We start from the raw sequence: 16,507 nt of genomic DNA on the forward strand, positions 1-16,507 counted from the left end.
CGTGCGACCGGCTGCGCAACCCCAACCAGCTCCGCCGATCGCACGTTGCTCTACCCGCGCCAAACGGCGTAACATCCGCCGAGACTCTAATCGCCACTGGATGAAACTTCAGAGGCAGGTCAGGGGCGACAGGCGAGAAATACCGACAGCAATCTTGCCGACCACCTGGTTCGACTGCGCAGCGGCCGCCGGCGCATTGGCCGGGGCTCGGTGCGGTCCCGGCGAGCGCTTTCAACTTCCGAACGGCAAGCTTAGACTTGTGCGCGCGTCCCGCTTGCCGCGGCGCAACAAAAGAAAAGAATGCAAAAGGGAGAGAACAGATGCAGCCATCAGGCGCGATGCCCCTGCTTGCGGGTGTAGTAGCGATTTTTCTCGGACTCCCGGCCCATGCGCAATCGGCAGATCCGATCAAGATCGGCGTCATCGCCGAGGTGCAATCGATTGCGGGCGCGGCGACGCCGGGCGGCGCGCAGATTGCCGCCGACGAGATCAACGCCAAGGGTGGCGTGCTCGGGCGCAAAATTGAGATCGTGACCTATGACAACAAGAGCTCGTCGGCAGATTCGGTCCGCGCCTTTCAGCGCGCGGTCAGCGAGGACAAGGTCTCCGCCGTCATCGCAAGCTATATCAGCGAGGTGGTTCTGGCGCTTGAGCCTTGGGCGGCGCGGCTGAAGATGCCGCTGATCACGCCAGGTGCTGCGTCCAACGAGATCACCAAAGCTATTCACAACGATTACGACAAGAACAAGTACACCTTCCATGGCTACCTGACCTCGGCGGCACAAGCGCAACTCGTCTGCGATGCGGCCAAGGAGCTTTTGGTCGACCAGCTCAAGTTCAAGAACGTCGCAATCATGAGCGAGGACGCCGCCTGGACCAAGCCGCTCGACGCCGGCTACGAGGCCTGCTTTCCGAAAGCCGGCATGACGGTCGTCGAGCACATCCGCTTCTCGCCCGACACCACCGACTTCACGCCGATCTTCAACAACATCGAAAGCAAGAAGCCCGATGTGATCGTCACCGGCATCTCACATGTCGGCGTGCAGCCGACCGTGCAGTGGAAAAACCAGCAGGTGCCGATCGCGATGTTCGGCATCAGCGCGCAGGCCTTCAGTCCGACCTTCTGGAACGATACCAACGGCGCCGCCGACGGCATCCCCACGCTTGCGGTCGCAACCTCCGACGTCGCGGTGACCTCGAAGACAAAACCGTTCGCCCAGGCTTTCAAGGCTAAATACGGCACGCCGCCGGCCTATACCGGCTACACTGCCTATGACGAAGTCTACATCATCGCGGAAGCGATCACGCGCGCGGGCTCGTCCGATCCCGACAAGATGGTCGCGGAGATAGAAAAGACGAAGTTCGAAGGCACGATCGGCAATATCGAGTTTTACGGCAAGGACGACGAGTTCACCCACGGCATCAAGTCCGGCCCCGGCTACGTGACGGGCCTTGTATTCCAGTGGCAGAACGGCAAGCAGGTCACGGTATGGCCGGCAAAGATCGCGGAAGGAAAGCTCGTCTACCCGAAGTTCGTCAAATTTTCGCAGTAGCCGATATACCCGGTCCGAGGGACTCAAGCCTCAAGCAGGCGACAGCCGGTAACCGCAATCCGGCGGTCACCTAGTTCGACTTTGCGTCGCCTACTGCGGCCGGCGCATTCGTCGGTGCCGGCGCGGCCTCGTCGGGGGTTGTGCGTTTGGCGCCGCCGGTGAGTTGCTCGATCACCGAGCGAACAGTGTCGCGGGCTTTGGGGTTCTTCAGCGCATCGAGCAAAGGTGCTGCCCCCGGCGAGCGACGGATCAGGCTGTCGGGATCGGGGAAGATCAGCGGATCGTCCCACGGGCCCTGCACCATGAAAGGCAATTCGAAGCCGGGCGCGCCGTTGGCCGAGACAAGGCTCGCTGTCCCCTTCATGTCAAACTCGCGCGAGGGTACCGAAGCCGTGCCGGTCAGCGTGATGTGCGCAGGCCCTTCGATGTGGACATCGTCGAGCGTGGCGACGCCGTCGGCGAATTTCACCCCGATGGTGAGGTTGTCGTAAGGCGTCGAGCCGGAGCGGAAATTGCCGGCGCCCGAGAGCGGCCGGCGCTCCAGGCGCTTGAGCAGTTGTTCGGCGTTGAAGCCGGAGATCGCGCCGTCATGCCCGGTGAGCGTCGCCGTGCCATCAAGCGATTGCGCCAGCGCAAACGGGCTCGAGCCGAAGGCGGCCAGCGACACGCCGAGATTGCCGCGGCCGGATAATTTATTGAAGCCGAACAGCTCGCTGGCGCAGGCCTGCAAATCGACATCGGTGAACTGGAACTGCGCCTTCACATCGGCATCGGCGTCGATCCGCGACAGCGCGAACGAGCCCTTGGCGACGCCGCCATAGATCTGCGCTTCACCAATGGACAACGCGAGCGCGCCGTTGCGTAAGTTGGCGCCGAGCGCGGTGCGGCCGAGTTTGGACGGGCCGACCGTCATCCGCGCGGCGGACAGACGAATATCGAGATCGGTCATCGACAGCGAATTGAGATCGAACAGCTGCCGGTTCCAGTCGTGCGCGCCGCTGGCGAGCAGGCGGAAGGTCGAGATATAGGGCGTGAAGTCGAGAGCGTCGGCGGCAAGCGTCGCCTGCAACGACTGCCGGCCGTTATTGGTATAGGTCATCACGCCCTCGGCGACATTGCCGTCGAGCTCGACATTGACGTTGGTGAGTGCGACCGAGGCGCCGACCGCATTGGCGCGCGCCTTCAGCGCAAAGCGGCCGAAGCCGCCGCTGCCGGGCGGCTCTTGCCCGGTCCAGCGCAGCGCGTTGCGCAGCGAGGGCGTATCGACGGTCAGCGTGCCTTCCATCATCAGGCTGGTGCGGTTGGCGGCGGTGCCGTCAAAGGCGAGTTTCAAGGGCGCGCTGACAAGGCGGGCCTTGAAGCCGGAGCGGTCGCCCGAAAGGGCGGCGAGGAAATCGCTGATCGAAACGCTGCCGTCGACGCGCTGGCCGTGCCAGTCGAACTGCCCGGTCGCGGCGAACGATCGCGAGATCGACGGCCACGCCAGCGACAGGTCGATGTCGTCGAGCGCTTCTTTGACTTGACGGACCGGGTCCTCGTAAGACAGCGTGCCGTCCTGGATGCGGATTTCCGAGAACGACAGTTGATTTTCGGCGCCGGGCTTCATGGTGTGGGTGATGGTGCCGACAAAGGGCGTCCAGTTGCTGTCGCCGTTGATATCGCGAACCACGCGGATGTGCGGCCGCAGCATCATCACGTCCGCGATCTCGAAGCGCTGCAACAGTAACGGCAGCAATCGCAGGTTCGCGGTCAGCACGTCGACGGTCAGCGCGGGATCGGCGGCTGCACCGCCCCGCAAGCCCACGTCATGGAAGGAGACGTAGCTGCCGGGAAACACCGAGATATCGGTGCCGCCCTTGATGACCAGATCGAGCCCGGTCACGGCGCGGATTTGCGCTTCCACCGCCGCACGCAGCGCGTCGCGGTTGAGAAGCCAGCTCGAGGCGATCAGGGCGACCAGCGCCGCTCCGAGCAGCGCCACGACCGGCATCGCGAGGCGCCTTGTTCCCTGGGCCATCGTCAACGGAAAATCCTGGAAATATCCAAATTAGAGGGGGCCGGGGTCGCTGCCAAAACCCTGGGCAGGGCGGGACATACCTGACGACCCCGTCAAGTTCGGGCAACTTGCTGGTTTTTCTTGACGCTTTCAAGGCCGACGAGGGGCAATACGGAACTGAGGCCTCTTGGTTCGAGACGCGCGGTATGCTCCTTACCATGAGGGTTGAGGAAGACCTCCGACCTCGTCCAGAGGAGCCCGCCGCAGGCGGCGTCTCGAAGGATGAAGCCACCGCATCGGACGGCCGCCCCCATCATTGACGCATTGCGAAGATTTCGCCTAATAGTTGGCAGGCGCTTACACGTTTTCTCCATCAGGTCGCTATTCGCATGAAAAAGGTTTATCCCGACGCCAAAACGGCCCTCGACGGCATCCTCAAGGACGGCATGATGATCATGTCGGGCGGCTTTGGCCTCTGCGGCATCGCCGAGACCCTGTCGGATGCGATCCGCGATAGCGGCGTGAAGAACCTGACGGTGGTGTCCAACAATGCCGGCGTCGACGGCATCGGGCTCTCGCGCCTGCTCGAGACGCGCCAGATCAAGAAGATGATCTCGTCCTACGTGGGCGAGAACAAGCTATTCGCCCAGCAATACCTCGCCGGCGAACTCGAGCTCGAATTCACCCCGCAGGGCACGCTGGCCGAGCGCATCCGCGCCGGCGGCGCCGGCATTCCGGCCTTCTACACCAAGACCGGTGTCGGCACGCTGATCGCCGAGGGCAAGGAAGAAAAGGTGTTTGACGGCGAGAAATACCTGATGGAGCGCGGCCTGTTCGCGGATCTCGCGATCGTCCATGCCTGGAAGGGCGATACCGCCGGCAATCTGGTTTACCGCAAGACCGCGCGCAATTTTAACCCGATGATGGCAACCGCTGCCAAGATCACGGTTGCCGAGGTCGAGCATCTGGTGCCGGCCGGCGAGATCGATCCGGATCACATCCATACGCCCGGCATTTTCGTCAAGCGCATCATCGAGGTCGGCAGCGCCAAGAAGCGAATCGAATTCCGTAACACCCGCCCGCGTCCTGCTCAGGCGCCGGCCGCCGCAACGGGGAGTGAAGTCTGATGGCCTGGACCCGCGAACAGATGGCCGCCCGCGCCGCCAAGGAATTGCGCGACGGCTATTACGTCAATCTCGGCATCGGCATTCCGACGCTGGTCTCCAACTACATTCCCGACGGCATCGACGTCTCCCTGCAAAGCGAGAACGGCATGCTCGGCATGGGGCCGTTTCCCTATGAAGGCGAGGAAGACCCCGACCTCATCAATGCCGGCAAGCAGACGGTGAGCGAATTGCCGGACACGAGCTATTTCTCGTCTGCCGATTCCTTCGGCATGGTACGCGGCGGGCATATCGATCTGTCGATTTTGGGCGCGATGCAGGTCGCCGAGAACGGCGATCTCGCCAACTGGATGATCCCCGGCAAGATGGTGAAGGGGATGGGCGGCGCGATGGACCTCGTCGCCGGCGTCAAGCGTGTCGTGGTGGTGATGGAGCATTCCGCCAAGGACGGCGCGAAGCTCCTGAAAAAGTGCAACCTGCCGCTGACCGGCGAGCGGGTGGTCGACATGGTGGTGACGGATTTGGCTGTCTTCACCATCGACAAGCACGGCAAGGACGGCATGGCGCTGATCGAGCTCGCCGACGGCGTCACGCTCGACGAAGTCAAGGCGAAGACCGAGGCTGAATTTCGCGTCGCGCTGAAGAACGCGTAAGGCGTTTATTTCTGTCATCATCTGCGAAAGCGGATGATCCAGTATTCCAGAGGCGGCTGTCGGTCATTGAGAGGCCACGGTGTACCGGATACCCCGCTTTCGCGGGGTATGACCGGATGAGGGTTTGAACCTCTCACACACTCGCCTTGGCGGCGACATCCTCCAGCCCGCGGTTGCGCGGCTCGACGCCCCAGGCCCACACCACGAGAATCTGCACCAGCACGAGCCCGATCATCAGCCAGACCACGCCCGGCAGTTTGTAGGACGCCATCAAGCTGCCGACGATGAAGGGTGAGATGACGGTGGCGCCGCGTCCGAAGAAATTGCAGATGCCGTTGGCGCGAAGACGGATCTCGGTCGGAAACAGTTCCGGCGTATAGACGCCGTAGAGTATCGCGGTCTGGATGTAGATCGCCACCACCAGCACGAAGCCGACCGAGAGCACGATCGCCGGATCGGAAGCCGCATCGAAACGGGCATAGATGTAGCCGCTGATGATGGTGACGATGGAGGCCAGAATAATGCTCATGCGCCGTCCGATCCCGTCCGACAGATACGCCCCGAGCGCACATCCGACCAGCGATGCCGCTGAGAGCACCAGCGTATAAGCGAGCGAATTGGTGATGGTCAGGCCCTGGCGCAGGAAGAACTGCGGCAGGAAGATCACGAAACCGAAGATCAGCGTGTTGATCGTGATCAGCACCCAGGAGCCGACGATCATCCGCTGCAACAGCGGCGGCCTGATCATGTCGATCGCGGCCGCAGGCTTGACGGCCGGAGGAATGACCACCGGCGGCAGCGGCTTGCCGCCGCTTGCTTCGGTTTCGATCGCCTGCATCAGCGCTTCAGCTTCCTCGTTGCGGCCTTCCGATTCAAGCCAGCGCGGCGATTCCGGCAAGTTCTTGCGCAGATACCAGACAATGAGCGAGCCGACGCCGGCGATGACGAACATCGGCCGCCAGCCGAAATTCGGGATCACGAGATAGCCGAGCAGCGAGGTCGCCGGAAAGCCCGCGACCACGATAAAGGCCATCATCGACAGCCAGCGTCCGCGCGTCTTCGGCGGCACGAACTCGGTCAGCGTCGAATAGCCGACCACGATTTCAGCGCCCAATCCCAACCCCTGCACGAAGCGGCAGGCGATCAATTGATTCATATCCTGCGCAAAGGCGGCTGCGAGCGAGGCCAGTCCAAAGATCAAGAGGTTGATCTGATAGGTGAAGCGGCGGCCGAACCTGTCGCCGATAAAGCCGGTGATCAGCGCGCCTAACGTCATACCGACGAATGTCAGTGAGATGAATTGAGGGATTTGCGCCAGCGTCGAGAATTGCGACTGGGCCACCGAGGCCAGCACGCCGCCCGCGACGTAAAGATCGTAACCGTCGAAGAACATGCCGGCGCCGACCAGCCAGAAGATGCGGTAGTGAAACGATGAGATCGGCAGCCGGTCGAGGCGCGCGCCGGCGTTTACTGCAAGTGCCATGAAATTCCCCCCTGTATTCGTGCAGTGCGCCGACTGTGTTACTCGGCGCGCTATTGGTTCAGTTGAGCCGCCGCTGCCCGGCTGTGTCGCGGTACCAGTCGAACGGCGCGTCGCCGGTTGCGACCATCACGCTCTTGACGTTGAAATGATCGTCAAAACTTTCGGTGCCGCATTCGCGCCCGACGCCGGAATCGCCGACGCCGCCCCAGGGCGAGGCCGGATCGAGCCGGTGGTGATCGTTGATCCAGACGATGCCGCATTTCACGCCGGAAGCGACCCGATGGGCCCGCGCGACGTCGCGGGTGCGGATCGCCGCGGCCAGCCCAAACGGTGAGTCGTTCGCAAGCCGCAACGCGTCCGCCTCGTCCTTGAACGGCGTCACGGAAGTAAACGGACCGAACACTTCTTCCTGGAAAATACGCATGTCGGCTTTCACACCCGCAAACACCGTCGGTTCGACGAAATAGCCGTTCTCCAGGCCTGCGATCTTCGCCGGCACGCCGCCGGTGACGAGCTTCGCACCGTCTTCATGGCCGAACTTGCAATAGGACAGCACGCGGTCGCGCTGACGGGCCGAGATCACCGGCCCAAGCTGGGTGGCGGGATCGGAGGGATCGCCGATCTTGATGGTCTCGGTCTTGGCTTTGAGCTTTTCGACGAACTCGTCGTAGATCGAGGCCTGCACGAGGTGGCGCGAGGCGCAGATGCAGGTCTGGCCGGCGCCGATGAAGGCGCCGAAGGCGGCGTAGTTGACGGCGCGGTCGATGTCGAAATCGTCGAACACCATCACCGGCGTCTTGCCGCCGAGCTCCATGGTCTGATGCGCGAACACCTTTGCTGCGGCACTTCCGGCGATGCGGCCGGCTTCAGTGCCGCCGGTCAGCACCAATTTATCAATGTCCGGATGTTCGGCGAGTATTTTGCCGGCGCTTTGCCCCAGGCCCAGCACGACGTTGAACACGCCCGGCGGCAGGCCCGCTTCGGTGAAGATCTTGGCCAGCCGCAAGGTCGTCAGCGGCGTGTATTCCGAGGGTTTCACCACGGTGACGCAGCCGGACGCCAGCACTGCGGCCAGCGACTTGCACAGGATCATCAGCGGATGATTGAACGGGGTGCAGTTCGCGACGATGCCGATCGGCGTGCGCAATGTGTAATTCAAATACGAACCTTCGACCGGGATCACAGAGTCGCGCCGCGCCAGCGCCACGCCTGCAAAATAGCGGAAGAAGTCCGGCAGCCGCGACAGCTGCGCGCGGGTCTCGTTGACCGGACGGCCATTGTTGAGCGTCTCGAGCTTGTAGAGCTGGTCGAGATTGGCCTCGAACGCATCCGCAAGCTTGTTGACGAGCCGCGCCCGGGCGCGAATGTCCATGCCGCCCCACGCTCTGCCCTCGAAAGCCGCACGCGCGCTCTTCATGGCGCGGTCGACATCGTCAGCGGTCGAGTTAGGGATTTGTGCGATCACCTCGCCGGTCGCCGGATTGCGCACGTCGAGCATGGCGCCGTGGCCGGCTTCGATCTCGCGGCCGCCGACGAAATTGCCGTGAATTTCGATGGAGGATGAACCGGGCTTGGTTGGAATATTCATGTGTTTCGTTCCTCCACGATCACGGCGTTGTGCTTGAGTGCCGGCAGCACGCGCTTTTCGGTTTGGTTGATATGGGCCTTGATGAGATGCAGCGCGCGACGCTTATCGCGCCGCTGCATGGCTTCGATCAGCTCGCCATGTTCGGCGACCAGTTGGGTCGGATCATGGTCCCTGACATTGGCGAGGCTGACGCGCACGAGGCGGTCGGCCTGTCCGATCAGGTCGCACAACGAGCCCGCCATGCGGCGATTGCCCGAGGCGTGGGCAAGCGCGCAGTGGAAGGCACGGTTATAGGTGATGAAGTCCTCGCGATCGCCGGAAAAGCTTCTGAACTCGTCGAACGCTTTGAGCACCTTTTCCGGCGCGTTCTCGATCGCTTCCGCAACGCAGGCCGGCTCGAGCGCGAGGCGAAACCGCAACAGATCGCGCGCATCCGACAGCGAGATTGGATTGACGCGGTAGCCCTGGCGCGGCTGCACGGTGACGAGATGCTCGCGTTCCAGTCGCAGCAGGGCCTCGCGGACGGGCTGGCGGCTGACGGCGTAGCGTTCGGCGAGCTCCTGCTCGCGCATGTCATCGCCCGGCGCGAGTCGGCAGCTCAAAATATCAGCACGGAGGTTTTCGTAGACATTGTCGCGCAAAAGCATAGGCAAATCCGCATGATTTCGGTCCTATCTTGCATTCGTGAAATATCACGTCAAGCACTGAGGGCTTGAAATGCCTACCGTTTGATTTATCAATCGGTTCCACTCCACCGGTTTTCCGCCCCGTTACATCAGATAAAGAGAGCCCCGCATGGACCGATTTTTTGCTCAGGGCACCTTGAATGCGGCCGTTTCGGGTGAGGGACCGGCGCTGTTTCTGTTTCACTCCCTGCTGTCGGACCGGGCGAGTTTCGATGCCATCGCGCCGCAGCTTTCAAGAACGCATCGCGTGATCGTTCCGGAATTGCCGGGTTTCGGCGGCTCGAAGGCGGTCAGCGGTGGGCTCGCGGCCGTCGCCGACCGGATGGCGGAAGCCGTGTCCGAGGCCGGAGGCCGTGATGCGATCGTGCTCGGCAACGGCTACGGCGGCTTTGTAGCGCTGCAAATGGCGACCCGGCATCCAGATATTGCCAGCAAACTGATCCTCGCCGATTGCGGCGCAGCGTTCTCCGAACCAGGGCGCGAAGCGTTCCGCACCATGGCCGCCGTCTCCAAAGCCAAGGGACTTGCCGCGATCACCGACGTCGCCATGCGCCGGCTGTTCGCGCCGGAGTTTCAGGCGGCCCATCCCGACCTGATGCGCGACCGCCGCGAAGCTTTTTTGAAGACCGACCCTGAGGTGTTGCAGGGCGCCTGCGCGCAACTCGCCGAGCTTGATCTTCGTCCTCAATTGTCTGGCGTCAAAATGCCGGTGCTGGTGCTGGTTGGGGAGCACGACGAGGCGACGCCGCCGCCGATGTCGCATGAACTGGCGGCGTTGCTGCCGAATGCACGGCTGAAGATTCTAACGGGCTGCGCGCATGTTCCGCAATTGCAGGCGCCACAGGATTTTCTAGATGCGATCGCGGATTTTCTGAAGTAATCCGGCAACGCCTACGAAACCGATTTCGCGGCGGCCTCGATCATCGCCAGCTGCTCGGCCGCGACCAGATCGAACGGCTCAAAACTTCGTTCGGCGCGGGCGAGAATCACAGCGCCCTCGCAAGCCGCGACAAGGCTCGCGGCAAGGCTGCGGGCTTTTTTCTTCGGTATCCCGCCAGCAACGAACAGCGTGACGAGTTTTTCGCGCCAGCTGCGGAGGATCTCGGCCGCCCGGGCCCTCAAATCTTCCGATTCCGCCGCCACCGTCACCGCGACGACTGCGCAGCCGGCCGAAAAATCCGATCGCGCCAGCAACGAGCGCCACAGCGACAAAAAACCTTCCGCAACCTCGCGCGCCGGTTTGCCGGCGAGGCGATCGAGCACGCCAAGGGCCTGGTTTGCGGCATGTTCGAGCGCGGCCAGGACCAGTTCGTCCTTGCCGCCGGGAAAATGATGATAGAGCGAACCGCGCGGTGCGCCTGAGGCTTCCAGGATTTCGCTAAAGGACGCGCCTTGCAGCCCTTTTTTGGCGAGCAGCACCGCGGTGCGTTCGATCATCGTTTGCTTGATGTCGCCAGCCAATCGTCTCGCCTCTCGACTACAGACCTTGACTATGACGATTGTCATAGTATTCTATGATAATCATCATAGCCCCAGGTGAGATCCGGGTTAAGGAGCGCCGTCGATGCCGATGATCGATATCTACGCCACCGCAGGCACCTTTCGTGACCCGCACGCCCTCGCCAAAGAGGCCGCCGCCACCGTCAAATCGATCGAGCAGGTGCCGGATATCACGATGTTCCGCAAGAATACCGCGACCTTTGTGCATGAACTTGCGAGCGGCGCGCTTTCGAACGTGGACGGCGACACCAACTACGTTCGCGTTCAGGTCCTGACCAATCAAGGCGCGCTCGACCGTCCAAAACAAATCGAAGTCGTCCGCCAATTGACCGACCTTGTCGCCAAGGCCGCGGGCGACGACAGTCTCAAACAGCGGACATGGGTTCTGCTGACCGAGGCAGTGGAAGGTGGCTGGGGCCTCTGGGGCCACGCCCACAACAATGACGAGATCGTCGCCGCCGCCAAAAACGAAATCGCGAAGCTGAAATCCAAGTAAGGCAGTTTTTGTAGGGCAGGTTTTGAACCTGCCGCCTGGCTCGCCTTACGGTTTGGCCATGGCCTGCGAAAACACGACTTCGACGAGGGTGCCGGAGCGGGTGCCGGTCTTGATATTGAATTGCGCGCGGTTGGCTTCGATGAGTGCTTTTGTCAGCGACAGGCTGACCGCGGCCTCCGGCGATTGATCCAGCATGGCCTGCTGGCGGAACGGCTCCAGCGCGGCAGCCACCTCATTGTCATTGAGGCCAGGGCCGCTATCGCGGATCCGCAGCGCCACTTCGCCGAAATCGGTCAGCGCGGTGGAGACGATCACCTGGCCACCGGCATTGGTGAGGTGGATCGAGTTGCCGATCAGGTTCATGGTGATCTGGCGCAATGCCGGGCCGTCGGCCACGACCGGCGGCAACATCTGCGCCAGTGAGGTGCGGATGATGATGCGCTCGCGGCTGGCCTGCGGCTGCATCATCGCGACACAGCTTTCGACGAGGTCGTTGAGGTTCTGGCTGGTGAAGGCAAGGTCGAGCTTGCCGGTCTCGATGCGGCTGAGATCGGTAAGATCGTCGAGCACGGCGATCACCCGCTGGCCTGAGGTGCGGACATCCTTCATGTATTCGATATAACGTTCGTTGCCCAGTGCGCCGAAACGTTCGCTGATCATGACTTCGGCAAAGCCGATGATGGCGTTCAGCGGCGTGCGGATTTCGTGACTGATACGTGCGAGCAGATCGGCTTTCGCGTTGGCGGTGCGGTCGGCCAGCCGCCGCGCTTCGCGCAATTCGTTTTCGCCGTTCTTGAGCTTCGACAGATCGCGGAACACCGCGAAGAAATTCGGACCGTCCGCCCGCGTCCGTCCCATGGTGATCGACAGCGGAATAAGGCCGCCGCCGCGACCGCGTCCCAGCACCTCGCGGCCGTCTTCCACAAGGATCATGACGCCGGTGCCGTTGAGGCTTTCGAGATACTGCTTGACGATGCTCCCGCTTTCCGGGGCAAACAAGGTCGCGAGATTCTGCTGCGTCAGTTGCGTGCCGTCGTAACCGAACAGGGCCTCGGCGCTGCGGTTGCAGGAATTGACGTTGCCCTGCGCGTCGAACATCAAGATGCTGTCGGTGGTGGTGTCGAGGATCGCGGCGAGTTCTTCCGCATTTGCATGGCCGACAGCGGACGGCTCCGGTGCGGGGGGGCTTGGCAGTTCCACCACTGGCGCCGGCGCCGCGTTTTGCGTAAACGCGCCGGCAAAGATCAAGGCAAGGGCGCTGTCGTTATCCCAGCTGATAGTATGGAGCCGCGCGTCGATGGCGCCGGTGGATGGGGCTTCCGGGGAAGATATGCTGACGGGAGTGCCGGTATCCGATGTGCTGCTCGCGCTTGAGACGCCGGGTTCGACATACAGCGCATCGACGCCGCCGGCCTGTTCCAGAGCGTGCAGGCTGGGATAGCCCATATGTTCGAGGAACGCCTGGTTGGCATAGAGTAGGCGGTCGAGCCGGTAGACCATCACGCCGGTCGGCAGAAGGTCGAACAGCACCTTGTCGCGCTTGCTGTCGGCGCGCGCCGGCGGCTCTGGCACGGCCAGCCAGTTCGGCGCCTTGACGGCGATCTCAATCGTTTCCTTTTCAACTGGCGGCGCAGCGGCAGCCTGCGGTGCGTGTTCCGGCTCGGCGGCTTCGTCGGCTTCGTTCTCGCTCTCCAGCCGCGCCGACAATTGCCGGGCGAGTTCGTTGAAGGCGCTGTTTTCGACCGGCGTCAATACCGGTGAACGTGCCTCGCCGAGGGGGCGGAACGGAACGACATTCGGCGAGTCAGACTGCGGCACTTCCTGAATTTCGTTGGGCGTTTCCACCGGCGTTTCCAAATCGGTTGGTTGGGCTGTGTCGGACGAAGCAGATGCAGTCAAAGAGACAGGTGCAGTCACATCAACGCTTGGGTCGGGAACGTGGGGCGGGGGCGCAGCCGCTGCCCAAGTTCCCGCGACGGCGCGGCCAATTTCGGGCGACATCATGTCCGCAGATGGCGGATCATTGAAGAATTCCTGGCTGCGCAGCGCATCGAGCCGCGTCAGGCCTTCGAGATCGCGGCAGACGCCAAAACCGCGGTAGCCGACAAAGTTTCGCTGCCCGTCATGGATCGGCAATCCCGACAATTCGACCGGAAGGCGGCGGCCGTTGTCGGCGGGCCAGTTCACGATGATGCCGCTCCAGGCCTCGCGCGTGGCGACCGCCTTGACCACAAGCCCTTCTGGATCGATCCCGAAAACCTCGGCGACTTCCTGCCACGGCCGGCCGAAACCGGCGGCGGCGGGCACGCCGATCAAACGGGTAAAGGCATCGGAGCCGAGTGAGAAACGTCCGTCGGCATCCATCTGCCACATGAACCGCAGCGGATGCTGGCGTGGCTGCGGTATCGTTGGTTCGATCGGAGCCGGATCGGCCATCGGTGCTTCGGGTGCAGCCGCCTCGGAAGTGTCACCTGGCAGAGCAGCGTTCTCGGGCGCGTCGTTCCGCATCTGTCCGACTTCGGCCGCAGCTTCGCCGGATGGCGCTTGCTTGCCAAATTCGCCGATCGTTGCGGTGGGGGATTCTTGGGCGGCGGGCGCGATCAAGGCGAGGAGGCCAAGATCGGCACGGCTGCCGAGGCGCAGCAACGTGATGTGGCCGGAGCCGAACGACGTCTCGGCGCGGCCGTCTTTCAAAGCGGTTTGGCGCGCTTCTTCGAATCCTGCCTCGGCGAGATGATGGAGGCCATTGAGATCGGCGTTGCGGCTTGCGGCAACGAGCGTGCCGTCGGCCTCAAACGTCGCGACCGGCGCATCGACGTCGTCGACCAACCGTTGCAGACGTTCGGCCAGCGGCATCAAGCGTCCGGCCGGCTCGACAGGGGCGATCAGAACGCCTTCGCTGCCGTCGGCAAACTCCAGGCGTGCGCAGGCGCAGGTGATGAGCGTGCCGAGCCGCGCGCCGAAGCCGCGCAACCGTTCCAGCCGAATGGCGCCGTTCGGGAGTAGCCGGTGCGCGAGCTGCATGACCTGACGGCGGTGCGGATCGGCGGGGCCGATTTTTTTGTCGGCAAGACGGGCGTTGCTCGCGGCGCCAAACACCAGCGCGCCCGGCGGATTGGCCCACAGCACCCGCGTGCCGTCGGCCGACCATAACCAGGCGGGGAGGGAACTTGTTGCATGCACCGCCAGCCGCGGATCGTCGGGGCCGTGCACCTTGAATTCCGTGTTTGGCATCGTCTCCCGGCACCGGATCTTCGGGCTGCCGAACGTGACAGCGTTAACGGATCGTTAGTATCGCCTTCCGGCTCTGGCAGGTCCACGGTCCAGCCGTAAGATGGGCGTCTTAGGGCTGGATAACCTTAATCGGAATGGACCTTGCCGTGCGCAACCGCGTTGGCGTTGAATAGCGACAGAAACGTAAAGCGGGAGGTGGACCATGGCAGGAGAAGAACGAGACCGTTTCGAGATTCCGAAGGATATGCGGTCGATGGCGGAAGCGAGCTTCGATCTGGCGCGCAAAAGCTTCGGAAAATTCATCGCTGGCGCGCAAGCGGCCGCCGATTCGCTTTCTGCGCGAACGGCGACCGTGGGCGCGGGCGCCAAGGACGTCAGCGCGATGGCGTTTTCCTACGCCGAAAAGAACGTTCAGGCCTCGCTCGATTATGCGCAGGCGCTGGTGCATGCCAAAGATCTGAGCGAGGTGATGGGGCTGCACCGTGAATATGTTCAGGCCCAAATGCGCGCGGTCGCCGAACAGGCAAGTGAAATGGGTCAGATCATGAGCCGCACGGCGACGGATGCGGCAAAGGCGAAAAAGTAATTTTTCGCAGTGGCTTAAGATAAAATTGGGTCGGCTTCCGGGAACCCGGAGGCCGGACTCTAAGGATTATTTTATGGCATCGCACACGTGATTTGGTTGCGTTGCACAAAATTGCCATGATAGTGTGCTGATATCTTAGGCGCCCAAGAGGGCATTTCCGCGCAGTGATCCGTGTCGACGTTTTCCGGAGGTCTGCCGGGCGCGCAAGGGGTCACACCCTGTCTATCCCCACTCCCAAAGGATGCATGCCATGGCTAATTCAACCGATCCCTTCTCTGCCTCGATCATCCCGTTCGAGGTTCCCGAGCAAATGCGCGCTTTCGCCGAGAAAGGCGTCTCGCAGGTCCGCGACAACTATGCCCGCTTCAAGGACGTCGCCGAGAGCAACAACTCGACCATCGAAGCTGTGTTCTCCAGTGCCAGCAAGGGCGCCAGCGAGTATTCCGCCAAGCTGATGGAAATCCTCAAGGCCAATACCAGCGCTTCGCTCGACTTCGCGCAGGAACTGGTTGCCGTGAAGACGCCGTCCGAGGCGCTCGAACTGTGGACCGGCCACGCCAAGAAGCAGTTCGAGGCTTTCGCTGGCTGGAGCAAGGAACTCACCGAGTTGTCGCAGAAGGTCGCGACCGAGACCGTCGAGCCGATCAAGGCCAACGCCGGCAAGCTGTTCAAGCCCGCCGCCTGATAAGGGTACGGCTCAGCTCGAAAAAACCCGGGCCGGTTGGCTCGGGTTTTTTGTTGCCGGTGCGCCTGAAACCGTTATCCGAGCGGCGCGGACGGCCTTGCCAAGCGGCACGCTTGCATCTAAAGCGCGCGATATCGGCGGAAACCGGCAACCGTGCTTTGGATTGTTGTTTGAATGTAATCCCCGGCTCGAGCCCGTGGGCAGGCGTTTCGGAAAACCGGCTTCCACTTTTCCGGATCATGCTCTAGTTTCCGGCCCGTCTCGGGACCCGGTTTGCCGGGGGGCCGACCAGGATGCAGTTGTAGCTCAGTTGGTTAGAGCGCCTGTCTGTGGAACAGGAGGTCGGTGGTTCGAGCCCACCCAACTGTACCAATAAAAACAATAACTTAAATAAATGTCGCTTCCCAAAATCTTTAGCTTGGGAAGCCGCTGGGAAGCCGCCGGCGGCCCTAGCCGTCCTTGCTGCTGTTCTGTTCGTTATTGCCCTGATCTGGTTTTCGATGTGGCTGGACGATGATACGCCGCAATGCCCCTTCGCCCCGACGGTGCGGATCGGTTCAATGGTCGTCGCCGGCTGTAGCCGATAGGTCCGCCAAGACTCTGGGAAGGCCGCTGGCGAGTGTTTAATTTGCGGGCTGTCTTGGGCCGGCCGATCGCCGTCGCGGAATCACAGCCCCGCGCGTCCCGCTTCACTGGGCACGGCCGGCCTGGCTGGGGGAAGGTTGCGGGCCGACCGACCGTGCAGGGCCGTGACGGGCGGCCGTCAGCGACCCTAAAAATAATGGGGTCGACGCTGCAGAAGTTCCCTAATTCGTTAGACAGGTGTCTCTCCCCATGGTTGTCTTGGCAGGCACTTGAAACCAATGGGGAGGACTAGGAATGAAACGGCTTTTGCTCGCTTCTGCCCTCACGCTCGCTACCAC

General features: G+C 62.4%; 13 protein-coding genes and 1 tRNA gene. 8 read left to right on the forward strand and 6 right to left on the reverse strand.

What is annotated here, in order from left to right; all coding sequences use genetic code 11:
* Positions 1–320: 320 nt before the first annotated feature.
* The gene (locus ABSE61_RS32690) at positions 321–1,553 is read left to right on the forward strand and encodes an ABC transporter substrate-binding protein (RefSeq protein WP_423875303.1); all 1,233 of its coding nucleotides are present in this window, start codon (positions 321–323) and stop codon (positions 1,551–1,553) included.
* A gap of 70 nt (positions 1,554–1,623) precedes the next feature.
* Here ABSE61_RS32690 and ABSE61_RS32695 read toward each other — a convergent pair whose 3' ends face one another.
* Positions 1,624–3,570, reverse strand: a complete 1,947-nt coding sequence (locus ABSE61_RS32695; protein WP_423875304.1) for an AsmA family protein — start codon at positions 3,568–3,570, stop codon at positions 1,624–1,626.
* A gap of 368 nt (positions 3,571–3,938) precedes the next feature.
* Between ABSE61_RS32695 and ABSE61_RS32700 the strand changes: the two genes are divergently transcribed.
* Together ABSE61_RS32700 and ABSE61_RS32705 are read left to right on the forward strand one after the other, a co-directional pair.
* A complete protein-coding gene (locus tag ABSE61_RS32700; protein ID WP_423875305.1) occupies positions 3,939–4,676 on the forward strand; it encodes a CoA transferase subunit A in 738 nt (245 codons plus the stop codon).
* Positions 4,676–5,326, forward strand: coding sequence for a 3-oxoacid CoA-transferase subunit B (locus tag ABSE61_RS32705; protein ID WP_423875306.1), 651 nt, complete (start codon positions 4,676–4,678; stop codon positions 5,324–5,326). The genes ABSE61_RS32700 and ABSE61_RS32705 overlap by 1 nt, the downstream gene beginning before the upstream one ends.
* A 133-nt stretch (positions 5,327–5,459) precedes the next feature.
* Here the strand turns inward: ABSE61_RS32705 and ABSE61_RS32710 are convergent, their stop codons facing one another.
* From ABSE61_RS32710 to ABSE61_RS32720, 3 genes are read right to left on the reverse strand one after another with little or no spacing between them, the layout of a single operon-like run.
* The gene (locus ABSE61_RS32710) at positions 5,460–6,809 is read right to left on the reverse strand and encodes an MFS transporter (protein ID WP_423875307.1); all 1,350 of its coding nucleotides are present in this window, start codon (positions 6,807–6,809) and stop codon (positions 5,460–5,462) included.
* 58 nt (positions 6,810–6,867) lie between these two features.
* Positions 6,868–8,397, reverse strand: a complete 1,530-nt coding sequence (locus ABSE61_RS32715; RefSeq protein ID WP_423875308.1) for an aldehyde dehydrogenase — start codon at positions 8,395–8,397, stop codon at positions 6,868–6,870.
* Entirely contained in the window at positions 8,394–9,044 is a 651-nt protein-coding gene (locus tag ABSE61_RS32720) for a GntR family transcriptional regulator (protein WP_423875309.1), read from the reverse strand. The genes ABSE61_RS32715 and ABSE61_RS32720 overlap by 4 nt, the downstream gene beginning before the upstream one ends.
* A gap of 148 nt (positions 9,045–9,192) precedes the next feature.
* Here ABSE61_RS32720 and ABSE61_RS32725 point away from each other — a divergent pair, with 148 nt between their 5' ends.
* The gene (locus ABSE61_RS32725; RefSeq protein WP_423875310.1) at positions 9,193–9,963 is read left to right on the forward strand and encodes an alpha/beta fold hydrolase; all 771 of its coding nucleotides are present in this window, start codon (positions 9,193–9,195) and stop codon (positions 9,961–9,963) included.
* 11 nt (positions 9,964–9,974) lie between these two features.
* Here ABSE61_RS32725 and ABSE61_RS32730 read toward each other — a convergent pair whose 3' ends face one another.
* The gene (locus tag ABSE61_RS32730) at positions 9,975–10,544 is read right to left on the reverse strand and encodes a TetR/AcrR family transcriptional regulator (protein WP_423875311.1); all 570 of its coding nucleotides are present in this window, start codon (positions 10,542–10,544) and stop codon (positions 9,975–9,977) included.
* A 103-nt stretch (positions 10,545–10,647) separates the two neighbouring features.
* Between ABSE61_RS32730 and ABSE61_RS32735 the strand changes: the two genes are divergently transcribed.
* Positions 10,648–11,079: a hypothetical protein gene (locus ABSE61_RS32735; protein WP_423875312.1), complete on the forward strand. Its 432-nt coding sequence runs from the start codon at positions 10,648–10,650 to the stop codon at positions 11,077–11,079.
* Positions 11,080–11,124: 45 nt separating this feature from the next.
* Here ABSE61_RS32735 and ABSE61_RS32740 read toward each other — a convergent pair whose 3' ends face one another.
* The gene (locus ABSE61_RS32740; RefSeq protein WP_423875313.1) at positions 11,125–14,313 is read right to left on the reverse strand and encodes a PAS domain S-box protein; all 3,189 of its coding nucleotides are present in this window, start codon (positions 14,311–14,313) and stop codon (positions 11,125–11,127) included.
* 202 nt (positions 14,314–14,515) lie between these two features.
* On the opposite strand from ABSE61_RS32740, the gene ABSE61_RS32745 reads away from it, so the two are divergent.
* The 3 genes from ABSE61_RS32745 (at position 14,516) to ABSE61_RS32755 (ending at position 15,956) form a co-directional block, all read left to right on the forward strand.
* A complete protein-coding gene (locus ABSE61_RS32745) occupies positions 14,516–14,899 on the forward strand; it encodes a phasin family protein (RefSeq protein WP_423875314.1) in 384 nt (127 codons plus the stop codon).
* A gap of 250 nt (positions 14,900–15,149) precedes the next feature.
* Positions 15,150–15,584, forward strand: coding sequence for a phasin (locus ABSE61_RS32750; RefSeq protein WP_423875315.1), 435 nt, complete (start codon positions 15,150–15,152; stop codon positions 15,582–15,584).
* Between the two features lie 295 nt (positions 15,585–15,879).
* Positions 15,880–15,956: transfer RNA gene (locus tag ABSE61_RS32755), tRNA-His, on the forward strand.
* Positions 15,957–16,507: the final 551 nt, after the last annotated feature.

Origin of the sequence: Bradyrhizobium sp., from assembly GCF_049519115.1 — a bacterium.
Classification (GTDB): domain Bacteria; phylum Pseudomonadota; class Alphaproteobacteria; order Rhizobiales; family Xanthobacteraceae; genus Bradyrhizobium.

Coding starts and splice junctions, on each gene's coding strand:
- ABSE61_RS32690 (WP_423875303.1), top strand. CDS start 321: ATGCAGCCATCAGGCGCGATGCCCCTGCTTGCGGGTGTAGTAGCGATT.
- ABSE61_RS32695 (WP_423875304.1), bottom strand. CDS start 3,570: ATGGCCCAGGGAACAAGGCGCCTCGCGATGCCGGTCGTGGCGCTGCTC.
- ABSE61_RS32700 (WP_423875305.1), top strand. CDS start 3,939: ATGAAAAAGGTTTATCCCGACGCCAAAACGGCCCTCGACGGCATCCTC.
- ABSE61_RS32705 (WP_423875306.1), top strand. CDS start 4,676: ATGGCCTGGACCCGCGAACAGATGGCCGCCCGCGCCGCCAAGGAATTG.
- ABSE61_RS32710 (WP_423875307.1), bottom strand. CDS start 6,809: ATGGCACTTGCAGTAAACGCCGGCGCGCGCCTCGACCGGCTGCCGATC.
- ABSE61_RS32715 (WP_423875308.1), bottom strand. CDS start 8,397: ATGAATATTCCAACCAAGCCCGGTTCATCCTCCATCGAAATTCACGGC.
- ABSE61_RS32720 (WP_423875309.1), bottom strand. CDS start 9,044: ATGCTTTTGCGCGACAATGTCTACGAAAACCTCCGTGCTGATATTTTG.
- ABSE61_RS32725 (WP_423875310.1), top strand. CDS start 9,193: ATGGACCGATTTTTTGCTCAGGGCACCTTGAATGCGGCCGTTTCGGGT.
- ABSE61_RS32735 (WP_423875312.1), top strand. CDS start 10,648: ATGCCGATGATCGATATCTACGCCACCGCAGGCACCTTTCGTGACCCG.
- ABSE61_RS32740 (WP_423875313.1), bottom strand. CDS start 14,313: ATGCCAAACACGGAATTCAAGGTGCACGGCCCCGACGATCCGCGGCTG.
- ABSE61_RS32745 (WP_423875314.1), top strand. CDS start 14,516: ATGGCAGGAGAAGAACGAGACCGTTTCGAGATTCCGAAGGATATGCGG.
- ABSE61_RS32750 (WP_423875315.1), top strand. CDS start 15,150: ATGGCTAATTCAACCGATCCCTTCTCTGCCTCGATCATCCCGTTCGAG.